Below are 14,268 nucleotides of genomic sequence, written 5' to 3' on the forward strand. Positions count from 1 at the left end.
AAAAAATGAAAAAGCATCCGGTGCAAGAAATGTATGACTACAATGTATGCGCGTATTTATATCGTGGAGAACATTTGGTTTGATCCCACCGTTGTTTTGAACCATCCAACTATGGGATCGCTTGAGACATCCACTTCCAGTGTTATCTTGAATAATCATAGAGCAGATATTTTCGAGGTATTAATTAGCCACAGCTTTAAAATATTGGTACACCTGATTTAACTTCTTATCATGTTTCCCTTTCGGACTCTCCATATTCCCAAATTCGAAAAACTTCACTTTCTTGATGCCACAATATTGAAATAATGCTTTTCTCATCAGCACTTTATGGGAATTATTCAGCCAATATAAAGGATAGAGGGTCGGCCCCTTCATGCTGGAAATGCAAACCACTGACTTTCCTTTCAGCAGCCCTTCGGGGATGAGGCCACCCTTTTCTCTGTAAGCGAAATTAGAAGCAAACATTTGGTCAATATAACCGAGCAACATCGCGGGGGGACGTCCCCACCAGATTGGATACACAAACACAATTTTATCGGCCTGACGAATCTGCTCCCGATACTTCTCGAGCTTGGGATCAATATGCATGTCTCTTCTACGTTTATTTTCATTAAAGACCAGCACAGGATCAAATTGCTCTTCGTAAAGATCAAGGACCTCTATCTTCGTGATCTTTTGATTCTCATTACTTCCCTGAATGACTTTATTGAAAAAAGCATAACTTAAACTTTTATGATTCGGATGTGTATAGATGACCAAAACGTTCATTGCTCCACCTCTTTAATTATCATTTGATAACAAAATGGTATCACAACCGTTATTTAGTTGTCAAATGATAATTGTATTATGATAATTATTTTGTTAAGGTTTACAATAAGAGGTGATCCTTATGGACAAACAAGCGTTTTTTCAGAAAATTGTTACCTTTACGACAGCAGTCCATGAAGTAACATTTGACTTTACCAAAGATGTTAGACCGGAAGGCATTACGCCCGTTCAATATAGTATTCTGGAATATATTGCGGTTAGCCAGCCTGTTACCCTCAGCCAAATCAGTGATTGTAAGAATATCTCTATGCCGAATACCAGCCGTGAGCTCAAGAAATTAACAGAAAAAAACCTGTGTGAGAAGCTTGATGTCGCCGAGGACCGGCGTAAGCAAATGATTCGGTTGTCTGATGCTGGACAAGCGATGATGAACGAGGCTTTTGAACGGATCGGTGAACGTTTTCTGAACCGGATTAAAGAGGTTCTCCCAGAGGAATTAGCCGAGATTAACCATGCCCTCGATATCCTGCAATCTAAGGTGTTTAGCACCCAGCAATGATCCGAGAAAAAGACAGCAGAGCAGCGGTTCCCCATTAATGGGGGCACCGCTGCTCTGTGTTTTGGGTCGTTGGTTAGCTGACTCAAGACCGATTATTGGCTAGTAAAACCCAACGACTTCGAATCAGCCCCACCTTCAGCTAAATCGCCGAATCGTATTCGTCCACTGAGGCTTTCGGACCCAGATGACGTTATTGGCATATTTTTAGCCTTTTGTGCGTAGTTTCGGACTCCAGCGACGCTATTCCTATGAATCGGGTTCATATTGGGTGTTTTTTATGCCAATAGCTGCTATGCGGTCCGTTGGCATTTCAAATATGCGAAAAAGCTGCATTTAAGGTCAGCTGAGTCCGAAAGACGCTCCCCTTATAATCACCTAATAGAAATAGGCACTCCTCTTAAGGAATGCCTTGATTTGATTATAAGTATTCTTAGCCAGCGAAATAGACTATTTCACCAGTCCGCTGATAAAGGTCTCAAAATTATCAGCCAAACGTGTGATTTTGTATTTGTTATCCCGATCTACATGAATAACCTCAGGTTCGCCATCATTCCCGAATTCGCGGTAATCCAGCATCACCACTTCATTCTCAGAAGGACAATCACAAATCACCACGCCAACTTCAGGATAACGTCCATTTTCAATCACAGTCCGGCTGCCTGAAGCTCCACACAGCGACTTATTCTTATCTCGTCCAATTCCGAGGATACCAGAAATCGTAATAAATTCTCCTGTTCCCGGAATCGGATAACGATTGTTATGAGGAATTCCCCCATTATGTAACTTCATCATATCCACATAGGAAGCAGGCAGCTTGAAGACCAGCTCTTCTTGTACTGAAGTAATCAACGCATCTGAAGGCGGATCAGAGATATATTCTGAGAACGCATACTCGCTGTCATCCCAGAAATTAGTGGTATCCAACGCTATTACAGGCTTCTTTGCAGGTTTGTTTACAGGCTTTCTCGCAGCTTTTTTAGCCAATTTACGTTTGATCCAGCCCAGAAACTCCAATGTGTCTTCATCATCAGGCTCCAGCTGATCGGCAATCGTAAACGCTTTTAAAGCTTCGTCATATCTTTTCAGATAATAATAAGAAACCCCGATACGGTAATGCCAGAGCGGGTCACCTTCACCCTCTTCTTCAATGCTCAAATACTGCTCTAAAGCCTCTTCATATTGACCGAGATTATTAAGCGCCCTGCCCAAATGACTAGTTAGAACATAATCTCTTTCCTCTTCAGGAATTTCCGCGATTGCATCCACGATTTCTTGAAATTCATCTTCCTCATGCCATTCATCCAATTTTGCCAATAACTCATCACTCATCATTAATACCTCCTATTAACGATCACTCAAAATACCTATTAGAAATTATACCATTTCTAACCTATGCCCAGCCAATAACGCATGTCCTAGCCATATCAATCAAAAGACAACTTCCCTTTTTGCTGTGAAAAACAGACCGCAGCGTTTATCTGCGGCCTGTTTTTCGTATACAGAAAACCATTTATTTATGGGTAACTATAATTGCTGCCTTCTATCTTGCCTTTACGACTGCATCCCGTTTTCGATCCTCTGCAGGAACTCTTCAGCGGCACTATAGCCAAGCTGCTTAAGGTACCAATTATTCGCAGCCGCTTCGATCAGGCCAGCCACATCGCGGCCAGGCTGAAGCTGAACTTCAATATGCGGAATTTGCACGCCAAGATAGTCTGTGAACTGGGGTTCGATTTCGAGCTCATTATTCAAGGAATTCTCCCGCCATGGTGACAACTCGATGTCGAGTACAATTCGTGTCTCTTCCTGAAAAGCTCTACGCCCGTACTGCCGTACAACATTGATTAGACCAATACTGCGCAGCGCTAGGAATTCACGGGTCGTTTCATTATGCGTGCCGAGAAGCGTCGCCGGTCCCAGCTTCTTAAGCACAACTACATCATCGGCCACAAACCGATGGCCTCTCCTAATGAGCGTGTGTGCGGTTTCGCTTTTTCCGATCCCGGACTTGCCTCTCAATAGGACCCCTATGCCGGACACGTTCACACACACTCCATGAATTGAAAGTTCAGGCGCCAGCGCCTTCACCAGATAAGTATCAATCTTTGCGATGAACTCTGACGTCGTCTCTTCCGTTCGAAGTAGTGGTATACCTTCTTGGTCGCAGAATAAAGTCAAATAAGGAATCTCCTGCTGACCCGTCGTCACAATAAAGCATGGGGGATGATACTTAACAATATTGCCAATATGTAACTTGCGTTGCTCAACGCTTAGCTTTAGCAGATAATTGATTTCTTTGCGGCCCAATACTTGTACTCGCTTCATGGGGAAAAAATCGAAGTAACCCACGAACTCCAGGCCAGGTCTATGTGTCTTTGAGCGAGTAATCTCACGGTCCATGCAGCTAGCACCCGCAAGCACTTCCAGCTTAAACGTTTCCGTAAGGCTTTGAACGGTAATCGATTTCAATGTTGTTCTCCTCCTGTGGCTACGTATTTTGAATACGTAATACGGTTACCGGGATATATTCAACGACGAATAGAATGATTCCTGCAAAAGAAATAGACAGATCAAGAGATATTAACAACTATGTTCCTTCAAGAAAATTAATAAGGTATTTCTCCGGCTGCGTGAGAAATTCTGCAAAACTACATAAATCCGCGTACGTCTGATGTTCCACGTCGTTACAGCCGATCAGGCCTTTTTTCTTCGGATTCCACATAAGCAGCAGATCAGAGTAATTATCTATATCGGCTGACAGACGGAGCAGCTTTTGCCGGCCGATTTTCATTTCAATGGTATCAGTTAATGTGAAAAAGTCGATATATCTAATTTCATATTCATTTTGTGTTAGCTCAAGACGCAGATTTTTTCCAGTAAGAAAGCTAACCAATTCATCAGACAATTTATATTTTCTCAGCTCAAACTTCTTGTTCTCGATATCATGAAATTCAGCCGGCTCTAACGATTTCAAATAGTCAGCCAAAGCTGTATTCTTATTACTCACTGCAATGGTGTACGGGCGATCGCCATCTTTTTCTGCCAAGGTAACGTCTGCGCCACGTTCAATCAAAAATTGTACCATCGCTTGATTACCAATTCTCGTGGCAACTGTTAACGGAGTCGCTTGATAAGGATAGACCATATCGGATTTGTTGTAATTAATGTCCACCCCATGATCCAGTAAATAAGTAACGGTCTTAAGGTCATGATCTGACACCGCTTTGCGTAATACGCCCCCACCATGCTGCTTAATATCTAATCCTAGCTCATGTATGAGCGGGATATTGTTTTTGTTGCCATAGTAGGCCTGCGAATATGCACCTGACTTGACCTGATTAAGCTTGTCCAGTTTAGCCCCTTGTGCTGCAATATAGCGGACGATATCTTCTTTGCAATAGCGAACCGCGAGCAAAAAAGCCGGATTATTCTTCACATTCAGATTTACACCGTGCTGTACCAGCAGCTTTATGACATCCATTCTCTCTGATATAAGCGCCAAATCTAACGGGGTTAACGTAGTATATTGGCTAAGGACGATGCCCTCTTCAATATCCCAGCCTGCTCTAATGGCAGCCTCTAATTCCGGAATGTTTCCATTGTAAATATGCATGGCCATTTGCGGCAGTTCCTGGAACTTCCCTATATCCTTCAGACGGATCATCCATTATCCACTCCTACTTCAAGTATTATGAAGAGTATAGAGAACCGTATAGTAAAAAACAATCCAAACTAAGGATGTTGTTCTAACAAATAGTCCTCATAATATTTAGATCGGCAAGATTATTGCTGCTATTCAAAAAAATAAAAAGAAGCTCCGTTAATACACGAAGCTCCTGTTTACAATTTATGATGGTAAGTAAAGTTGAAGCAGCTTGCTGTTGGCAGCGAGAAAGCTGGCTATATCCCTCTTTATCCTTGGATGTCCCGTCTCGCCTCTTGCTCGGCAAGAATCTCGTTATCTTCCGCGTTATCCCGCGTCACTTTCTGAACGCCAATAGCGCTATAAGAAATCAAGAGAATAACAGCTATGTAATACCCCTTTACATTTAATTCAAATGGAGCATTGTAAAGGCCAATAAAAAACATCGCATACCCGATAATCAAACCCACAAAAGCCATAATTGTGAAGGCCCCTGTGTTTCTCATCCTGTGTTTAGGGTTATCCAAACGAAATTCTTTATCCTCTGTATTGTCCCTGACCACCTTTTGCACAACGATACAGGAAATCGTAATTAACACCATACAGAGCAAATAATACCCTTTTACGTTTAGCTCCCAAGTGTCGTTGTACACTCCCAAACAGAATAGAAAAAGTCCTGCCCCCAATGCAAAATACGATGCCCCCGTAAAAGCAGCCGTGTTGCGTTTGCGATATCTCTGATTCATCTGATAATTCCTCTCCCACTACAGACTTGAATGATGATATATCCTTCTCCACTATACCGTGGAACATCGGTAAAATTCTACCATGAATCAGGTTGTTTTAGGGAATTTCAGGAATTTTTTTACTATACAAATATAAAATAACGCAAACACCGAAAGGACGGTCTCAGTCCCATACAATATAGGACAAAAACCGCCTCCCGCGATCTCAGCAACATATATTAGAAAAATGCTACTGCCTTTCCTGGTCCACCAATTGCTGCTGTGCGAGACGAATCATTTCGCGGACCATCGATCCACCAATTTTACCGCCGATCTGGCCCACCGATTCTGTGCTCAAATGACCATTTTGACCGTGCTCCAAAGGGACACCCAGTTCTTTTGCAACTTCGTATTTCACATCATCAGGCCGCTCCGGATCTACGTCATACCCCTCGCGGCGCATCACTTCCGCTTTAAAAATTTGCATTCCGCGGCTGGCTCCCGGCACTGCATATTTCCTGTTTCTTCTAGACATCCTTATCCCCTCCCAAACCTGTTTTAAATAACATGCCCGGAAACCGGAACCTCCACCCTTATTGACTTGCCCCGATTATTTCCAAGCAGGGCGCCGTTGCAACGCGGCATTCGTAGCACGCAAGGTTACAGCCCAAAATAAAAAAGCCACAGCACTAACAGAAGCTCCAAGCCAACATACCCCGTTCCAGCCATAGTGAGAATATATTTGAGTGGAAGCAATCGATCCGGTAGCACTTCCAATGGAGTAAAAAACCATATACCCTGCGGTGAGCCGACTACGTGCCTCCATGCGCAAGGTAAGTATGATACTTTGATTGGTGACATGCACCGCCTGCACAGCCAAATCAAGCAGAACAATACCAATGACCAATGCCAACAGCGACTGCTCCGTAAAACTGATAAACCACCATGAAATCAACAATAGAAGTAATGCTATGCCTGTCGTTCTCTGTCCATGACCCTGATCAGCTAGCTTTCCCGCCCGCGCAGCAGCTAATGCTCCCACAATTCCCGCCAGACCAAATGCCCCAATTGCAGTATGTGAAAGTGATAACGGCGGAGCACTGAGAGGCAAGACCACAGAAGTCCACAGAATACTGAAAGCAGTAAAAATCAGCAAAGCCAGAATAGCGCGGATACGCAATACTCTCTCTTGCACAAACAACATAAACACTGAACTAAGCAGCTGAGCGTATGACAGTGTTTTTACCTCACGTTCCACATTTGGCAACACCCTAAATAATGTACACACCATACAAAGCATTAAAGCAGCAGAAAAAAGGTATACGGAACGCCAACCTGCAAGATCTGTAAGTATTCCTGAAATGGATCGCGCAAGAAGTATTCCAATCACAATTCCACTTGTGACCATGCCTACGACTCGCCCGCGTTCGGCAGGGGCAGCCATTGTCGCCGCGAACGCAACAAGCGTCTGTGTTACAACAGCGAGTAGTCCCACTGAGGCCATACCTACGAATAGTACCGTGCTGGAAGAGGCAGTACCCACGATAATCAAAGCCACCACAGATAATAACATCTGGCCGATAATCAGGCGGCGCTGATTCAGTAAATCTCCTAGTGGCACGAGCAGTAACAGCCCCACTGCATAAAAGATCTGCGTGATAGTAATAAGAATACCAATGGTTGAATAATCAATACCAAATTCTCTCGACAAATGATCAAGCAATGGTTGTGCAAAGTAGATGTTTGCAACCGACATCCCGCAGACAACGGCAAACAAAAGTGTCATATAACGAGGCATCGAGGAAGCATGAATAGAATCAGATGGCGTATGCGTCTCTTGTGACGAAAGCTTCTCTTTAGTCCCTTGCATTTTGGACACACCCTTTCTCTGTTAAATTTAAATCGCAAACACTTTCCATACCGATCAGTATGTTATTGTGCTCAGTAAATTTATCTCACAAAACAAATGATGTCAACATAAATATTTGACGCCACCGACTTTCATTTGACAATTTATACGACTAGTTCTAGTATTATAAAATACTGTTCGGTAATCAATTATTGAAATCAAATATAAAGAGGGGTGTTATAATGGCTCGAACCCGTGAATTTGACGAGGAAAAAGTATTAGAATCAGCTATGGAGCTATTTTGGGAAAAGGGATATGAGGCTACCTCATTAAGTGATTTAACTTCCAGAATGGGCATTCAACGCCCCAGTATATACTCAGCTTTTGGAGACAAAAAAGAATTGTTCGAAGCTGCGCTACGTAAATATACGATGTCCCATGCTTCTCGTGTCCGAGCCCAACTTCAAAGCAATCCATCCGTGAAAAAAGCCTTTCGTAGTTTTTTTGAAGATGTGGTGGCGGAGGAGTATTCAGGCAGTGTGAACCGAGGATGTTTTTGCATCAATACAATGGTCGAGCTGGCACCTCATGATGAGAAATTCGAGATCCTTACAAGAGAACATCAAATGTATCTATCGGTCATATTTCAAGAAACTATTGAACGCGGTATACAATCAGGTGAGCTTAAGGGTGGTGTAAATGCGAAGGCCTTGGCACAAGCACTAATCGTATCGCTAATAGGGCTTACTGTACTCTTGAAATCTCGCCCGGAGCGATCCTTTGTTGATAACGCGATAACAATGATACTTACTTCGCTTGATTAAATTCAGAGTCTTGATTTAAGTCAATGCCCGGCATAGTACTCCTAATTACAATAAAATAAAAGTCCTTTAGGAGGCTATCTTATGGCTATCTCAGAAAAAGACCTGTCGAATCAGCGTAAGTCCGCTTTAACAGCTGGAATATCACTGATCATCATGACCCTCGCTTCATTTTTTTCATATGGCTTTGTCCATGGGACTCTTGTTGTGCAAGGCGATGCCAGTGCCACATTTATTAACATCGTATCTTCCAACAACCTTTTCAAAGGGGAAATCTTGGGCTGGATCATCATTATGATTGCTGACATTCTGGTCGCCTGGGCGTTTTATGTGTTTCTAGAACCCGTCAACCAAAATCTTTCATTACTCGGCGCATGGCTCCGTTTAACCTATTCCGCTATATTGGCAATCTCTATCTTAACCTTGATATTTGTGCTGCTGCTCACGGGAAACACAAATGGCTTTTCCACATTAACAATCGAACAAACTCAAGCATTTATGATGTTATTTCTGGATGCATTTCAATTCATTTGGTCTATGGGGTTAGTCGTTTTTGGCGGGCATTTGTTAATAGTGGGCTATGTGGCTTTAAAATCCGATGTCATTCCTAAAGTAATCAGCATCCTGCTGCTGCTTGCTTCAATAGGCTATATTATCATTCATCTAAGCAAAATGTTTCTCCCACAATATGAGGCAGTCATTACAACACTTAATTTTATTTTTACTATTCCTATGATTGTAGGAGAACTAGGCTTTGGGATATGGCTACTGCTTAGAGGTGGAAAAATCCCCAAAAGTGTATAACGATTTTGCTATTCATCACCGGAATGAACCCGCTTCTTAATTCTACTTAATGACTCTGGCGTAATCCCCAAATAACTGGCTAGTTGATGTTGGGGGACACGGGTAAGTAAATGAGGTCTTTTTTGTAACAAGGCTTTGTAACGTTCTTCAGGATTGGAAGCAATAAAGGAAGTCAACTCATCCTGAACCTCACCCAGGTTTTCCTCTACCATTTTGCGTATCATGGTTTCCAGCTGAGCGTGTTTATGGAGCATATCCTGTTCCGCATTAAGATCACCAACCACCAATATGCTGTCTTCTAGGCAGGTTAAGGTGTACGCTGAGGGTCTACTCTCTTGATGCCGATTAAAAATCGAAACCGCTTGCTCTTCCGTATAAAAATTAGATGTGACTTCTTTACCCGATTCATCTACCGAGGACTGCCTCACACATCCCTTTAATACAAAAAAACATTTTGAGGGAACGTCTCCTTGTCTAAGGAGTACCGTTCCCTTCTTGTATTCCTCAATAGGAATACCTTCAACAATATCCTGCTGTTCCATTTCATTAAGAGATGTAAATTTACTCATATACTTATACAATATGCTTTTCATTTATCTCTCCAATCTCATTGCACGACCTCATATAAAGATACCTCTAACGGCTGAATAAAGTGTGACCAATCACCTGTTGTGTACAGCAGAAGCCGATGCATCGCACGCGTACAGGCTGTATAAAAAAGCTTGCGTTCGCTTTCCCGATCATACGTCTGTGTGGAAGCATCATAAATCAGTACGGCGTCGAATTCAACCCCTTTTGCGAGATAAGCGGGAATTACTAAAATGCCCTTCTCAAAAGTGAGCGTCTCTTTCGTAATAAGCCGCAGAGCTTCGCATCCTTGTTTCTTTAATTCTTCATAGACCGCACGGCTTTCAGCTGCAGTCTTGGTAATAACGGCAATAGAGTCGAGCCCTTCAGCCATCAGCGCCGCGAGATCCTCTTTAATTCTTATCGCCCGCTCTACGTCGCTACTCGCCTTCACTAGGAACGGCTTCTCACCCTCTCTTTCAAAAGGTACGATCTCCTCATTAGGCAGCAACGCCTTCGTAAACTCCACAATCTGACGAGTTGAACGATAACTTCGAATTAGACGGATCAGGATCGTTTCATCTTCCCCATAAAGCCGGATCAAAGGCGAATCCACCTCGTGCAAATTCGTTGCTTGAGGGAAAATCGCTTGGCCGAAATCGCCGAGCACAGTCATGCGCGCGCGGGGAAACAGCTGTTTGAGAAACGCGTATTGGAACGGCGAATAATCCTGGCCTTCATCGATAAACAGATGCCGAACTTCTGTGTTCATACGAGTACCCTCGACAAGTTCTTTTAAATACAGGAATGGAGTCGCATCCTCGCAAAAGAGTTCATCGCAGCTCAGCTTTTCCTTCGTTTGCTTACAGATTTCCTGCCACTGAGCAGGCACCTCAGTCTCGTTTGTCATTCTCCGATAGATGGTTTCATCACTAAACAACTGATCGTATAACCCAATCGTATCTATGAACTCAAACCGTTTGACATCGCGTCTCAGCGGTTTAAAGTGCTCCTTCACAATCATGCGGCGCAGCAGTTCTTCTTCCTGCAGACCAAAGTCAAAAACATTCTCTTCCCCTTGGTCCTGATTAGGAAAATCCCCATAGTTCTCAAGATACTGAGTCGTAAAATCGAAGACGGCTTCCTCCCGCCGATATTTCTTAAGTATCTCACTGTAGGCTTCGGCATACTGATCGGTATCGAGGTAATCGAGTTCATCTTGAACCCAGAATACCTCCTGTTCCTGACGCTCCAGCGAAGCCAACTGACGCAGTAGCCATTCACGCAATAAAACGATGCGATTAGCCAAACGAATGGAGCTATCATAGCTGTAAAATTGCGATTTCATCTGCTCCGCAGTAATCAACTCGCGATCCCGAAAGCGGATACTATGAAACAACATCCCTTCCTTCCCTAACCACAACGCATAGTTTTGCAGAGCATGCAGAAAAGCTTCTGAAGCTTTATACTGCATGCCAGTTAGCCGCGCTTCATACTCTGGAGAAGCTTTGGACGTCAGTACATATTCAATCTGCTCGAACGGGTCCTCTAGACGAAGCGTAGATCCAAGCCAATAATCAATATACTCCTGAAAGGTAGTTTGCTGCATATTCTCTTCGCCAAGCTCGGGAAGCACCGTGGATACATAACTGTTAAACATCGGGTTAGGCGAAAAAAGAACAATCTGATCCGCCTTGAGCCTATCGCGGTGTTTATATAGCAAATAGGCTACCCGTTGCAGCGCTGCGGATGTTTTCCCACTGCCCGCAGCCCCCTGCACAATGAGCATACGACTACTATCGTTGCGGATAATAGCATTCTGTTCCTTCTGAATAGTCGCCACGATGCTCTTCATTTGTGAATCCGCACCCTTACCAAGCACCTGCTGAAGTAATTCATCACCGATCGTTAAGCTCGTATCGAACACGTTCTGAAGCTGACCCTGACGGATCTGGTATTGCCGCTTCAGCATCATCGTTCCCGAGATTTGTCCTCCCGGTGTATCGTAAGAGGCGGGGCCTGGCGAATGGTCATAATACATACTTGCAATAGGTGTCCGCCAGTCATATACCAGAAAATTCACACCTTCTGCATCGATGAAAGACGCCACCCCGACATAGATTTGCTCACTGGAGTTCAACCCATCTTCTTGAAAGTCCATTCGTCCAAAATAGGGCGACGGCAGCAGCCGTTTCATGTTCTTATAACGCTGCATCCGTTGGCGGTGGCTACGCTCCCGCTCAGACAACAATGCTTCCTGCTGTTTTATACTGTAAAAGGTCTCCTCGAAATCCTCATGTGTGCTCGTATTGACCGTAACTTCCTCCCAAAACTGCTTGCGGATGTCCGTCACCTGTTCACGTAATCCTGTCACTTCCGGTTCCAGCTCGCCAATCTTTGATTGCAATTCTTCCGTGACCAAATCTAGCCGTTTCTGTTCTCCCTGCCAATCTTTTTCGTTTAACATTTTTACTAACACGCTCCTTTTCAAGGTTGTTATCAAGAAGCAAAAATACAAATTTGACAAACTGCTAATCCGCATGGTATTATTAATGTATAAATAAGATGTAATAAATCTGTCTAAAATACACGTATTAACAGTGATCTTCTCATATTATCACGTTATTTCGTTGTGCGCAAATTATATATTAAGAAGAACCGGCAGCTCATGCTGGTTCTTCTTTTTTATTCCTTTTCACAAAGAGTATCCGTTCTCCTGAGTTTACTGATTTTCAGCCTTTAAAGCAGACTTTCGGACTCCAGTGCAGCTATCCTGAGCTTCATTCTAGGCATGTTTTAGGCTGATAGCGACTGTGGGGTCCGCTGTGTCCGATAGCGACTTCACCCGCGGATGAGTTCAATTAAACAGGGAGACCTAACAGCCATTTGATGACTGTTAGGTCTCCCTTATTCCTTATCTTATTTGTTTGCCAAAAAAGCATCAATTTGAGTTTGCAGTTCGGTTTGGATTTTATCAATGCCAGCGGACTTCAGTTGCTTGTTCAGATCTTCAAGACCTTTATCGATATCTTTAATTACGCCGTATTCGAGCGGAATCGCATAACGGAGCATTACGTTACCAATGTTGGCAATTTCCGTTTTCACTTTGCTGTTATCGAATACAAAGGTTTCAAGCGCGTAGTGATAGACATTTGCTTCCCAGCCTTTAGCCAGATCGTTTGCTTCTTGCGGGAATGCTTCATTGTCACGGTTAAGTGGCGAGTTGAAGTTCCAGTTAGAGAAGCCCATAAAGTTCGGATTCTTTTCAAGTGCTTTATATTTGTCATCGCCAACCGCTTCGTAATGTACACCGCTAAGGCCGTACATCATCAGGTCGTGCAGTTCTTTATCATTTTGCATCAGATCGAGGAACATCAAGGAGCGTTCCACATTTCTGGAAGTAGCGTGGATCGAAGTACCGTTTTGTGTTGAAATTGCCACTGATTTCTTCTTGCCTTGGTTGATGTCAGCCAAAGCTACTTCATAAGGGGAATTCTCTTGGCGCATCAAAGCCATAAGTGCTCCAAGTGTTCCGTTGTTGTGTGTAATCGATGCTGTTTTGCCTGCTTTAAAATCGGCCTGATGATCATTTTTACTGTTAAGGACGTTTTTCGACCATGCATTGTTATCAGCAAGATCTTTGTAATATACGAGTAGATCTTTAAACTCTTGGGTTTCATATACGTTAAATACTTGCCCTTTTTCATCCGTCAATTTGAAAGCAAACGGAAGGTCGAGATCAAACATATTCCATTCGTTTTGCTGCTTCAGCAATACACGGTCCAAATTATGAAATTTCCAGTCTCCTGTTTCCGGAGTGAACGGTGTAATTCCTTTTTCGTTTTGCGCTATGGTTTTCAAGTAAGTGGCATACGCTTCTGGGCTGTTGATCTCAGGAAGATTGTATTTCTTACGCAAATCCTCACGGTACAAAATCAGTTTTTCAACGGATTCCCCTCTGTTTTGTGGAACCATGTACAGTTTGCCGTTTACTTTAGCCTGATCCCAGCTCACATCAGACATGGCTGCTAAAGTCTGCGGCATATATTTGGTAAGCAGCTCATCAGTCAATTCCAGGAATCCGCCTTTCAACGCCTGGTCATTGTAGCCAGCCCAGTTTGCCGAATAGATGAGGTCAAAATCTTCATTTGCTGCCAGCTTCAACGGATATTTTTGCGCCCAGTCCGACCAATCCAGGAACTCGCCCTCTACAGTAGCATTAATTTTTTCTTTCAGCTTTTTATTAATCTCAGCAAAAACGCTATCATAGTCTATCGGTTTAGGGCCAACAAAAATCATTTTCAGCTTCACTTCTTTTGAGGTATCAAGGGTGTCTGAGGTAGTTGCAGGTTCTGAGGTGTTCGTAGTGTCGCTTCCCCCCTCTGACGCATTATTTGTAGCCTGTGCAGAAGTATTAGCATTGTTGTTTCCACCACCACATGCACTTAGAATCATTACGAAGGTTAAAACGAGCGCTAGCATTATCAATCTATTTCTCTTCAGCATCTCAAGCCTTCCCCCTTGTGTTTAAT

General features: G+C 43.3%; 13 protein-coding genes and 1 pseudogene. 3 read left to right on the plus strand and 11 right to left on the minus strand.

Features of this window, described 5'->3' with window-relative positions:
• Nucleotides 1-180: 180 nt before the first annotated feature.
• A complete protein-coding gene (locus tag MHH86_RS30545) occupies nucleotides 181-768 on the minus strand; it encodes an NAD(P)H-dependent oxidoreductase (protein WP_036682318.1) in 588 nt (195 codons plus the stop codon).
• A gap of 121 nt (nucleotides 769-889) precedes the next feature.
• Here MHH86_RS30545 and MHH86_RS30550 point away from each other — a divergent pair, with 121 nt between their 5' ends.
• Nucleotides 890-1,327, plus strand: coding sequence for a MarR family transcriptional regulator (locus MHH86_RS30550; RefSeq protein ID WP_036682320.1), 438 nt, complete (start codon nucleotides 890-892; stop codon nucleotides 1,325-1,327).
• 447 nt (nucleotides 1,328-1,774) lie between these two features.
• On the opposite strand, the gene MHH86_RS30555 is transcribed toward MHH86_RS30550, so the two are convergent.
• The 7 genes and pseudogenes from MHH86_RS30555 to MHH86_RS30585 form a co-directional block, all read right to left on the minus strand.
• A complete protein-coding gene (locus MHH86_RS30555) occupies nucleotides 1,775-2,656 on the minus strand; it encodes an SMI1/KNR4 family protein (RefSeq protein WP_036682322.1) in 882 nt (293 codons plus the stop codon).
• Nucleotides 2,657-2,878: 222 nt separating this feature from the next.
• Nucleotides 2,879-3,796, minus strand: a complete 918-nt coding sequence (hprK, locus tag MHH86_RS30560; protein WP_036682323.1) for an HPr(Ser) kinase/phosphatase — start codon at nucleotides 3,794-3,796, stop codon at nucleotides 2,879-2,881.
• Nucleotides 3,797-3,914: 118 nt separating this feature from the next.
• Nucleotides 3,915-4,991, minus strand: coding sequence for an ankyrin repeat domain-containing protein (locus MHH86_RS30565; protein WP_342479576.1), 1,077 nt, complete (start codon nucleotides 4,989-4,991; stop codon nucleotides 3,915-3,917).
• A gap of 248 nt (nucleotides 4,992-5,239) precedes the next feature.
• Nucleotides 5,240-5,476: a YiaA/YiaB family inner membrane protein gene (locus MHH86_RS30570; protein WP_305953524.1), complete on the minus strand. Its 237-nt coding sequence runs from the start codon at nucleotides 5,474-5,476 to the stop codon at nucleotides 5,240-5,242.
• Between the two features lie 27 nt (nucleotides 5,477-5,503).
• Nucleotides 5,504-5,716: pseudogene (locus tag MHH86_RS30575) on the minus strand (YiaA/YiaB family inner membrane protein); the annotation flags it as partial.
• Between the two features lie 229 nt (nucleotides 5,717-5,945).
• A complete protein-coding gene (locus MHH86_RS30580; RefSeq protein WP_036682328.1) occupies nucleotides 5,946-6,230 on the minus strand; it encodes an alpha/beta-type small acid-soluble spore protein in 285 nt (94 codons plus the stop codon).
• 75 nt (nucleotides 6,231-6,305) lie between these two features.
• Entirely contained in the window at nucleotides 6,306-7,493 is a 1,188-nt protein-coding gene (locus MHH86_RS30585) for an MFS transporter (protein ID WP_051491242.1), read from the minus strand.
• Nucleotides 7,494-7,786: 293 nt separating this feature from the next.
• Between MHH86_RS30585 and MHH86_RS30590 the strand changes: the two genes are divergently transcribed.
• On the plus strand, nucleotides 7,787-8,368 hold the full coding sequence (locus tag MHH86_RS30590) for a TetR/AcrR family transcriptional regulator (RefSeq protein ID WP_036682330.1): 582 nt from the start codon (nucleotides 7,787-7,789) through the stop codon (nucleotides 8,366-8,368).
• An 81-nt stretch (nucleotides 8,369-8,449) separates the two neighbouring features.
• A complete protein-coding gene (locus MHH86_RS30595) occupies nucleotides 8,450-9,169 on the plus strand; it encodes a DUF4386 domain-containing protein (RefSeq protein ID WP_036682332.1) in 720 nt (239 codons plus the stop codon).
• Between the two features lie 8 nt (nucleotides 9,170-9,177).
• Here the strand turns inward: MHH86_RS30595 and MHH86_RS30600 are convergent, their stop codons facing one another.
• From MHH86_RS30600 to MHH86_RS30610, 3 genes are all read right to left on the minus strand, one after another.
• A complete protein-coding gene (locus tag MHH86_RS30600) occupies nucleotides 9,178-9,762 on the minus strand; it encodes a Crp/Fnr family transcriptional regulator (protein WP_036682333.1) in 585 nt (194 codons plus the stop codon).
• A gap of 14 nt (nucleotides 9,763-9,776) precedes the next feature.
• On the minus strand, nucleotides 9,777-12,203 hold the full coding sequence (gene helD, locus MHH86_RS30605; RefSeq protein ID WP_341070700.1) for an RNA polymerase recycling motor HelD: 2,427 nt from the start codon (nucleotides 12,201-12,203) through the stop codon (nucleotides 9,777-9,779).
• A 452-nt stretch (nucleotides 12,204-12,655) separates the two neighbouring features.
• Complete coding sequence (locus MHH86_RS30610; RefSeq protein ID WP_036682336.1) at nucleotides 12,656-14,242, minus strand: ABC transporter substrate-binding protein; 1,587 nt, start codon at nucleotides 14,240-14,242, stop codon at nucleotides 12,656-12,658.
• Nucleotides 14,243-14,268: the final 26 nt, after the last annotated feature.

The sequence above is a fragment of the Paenibacillus sp. FSL F4-0097 genome, from assembly GCF_038593125.1.
GTDB lineage: Bacteria > Bacillota > Bacilli > Paenibacillales > Paenibacillaceae > Paenibacillus_AQ > Paenibacillus_AQ odorifer.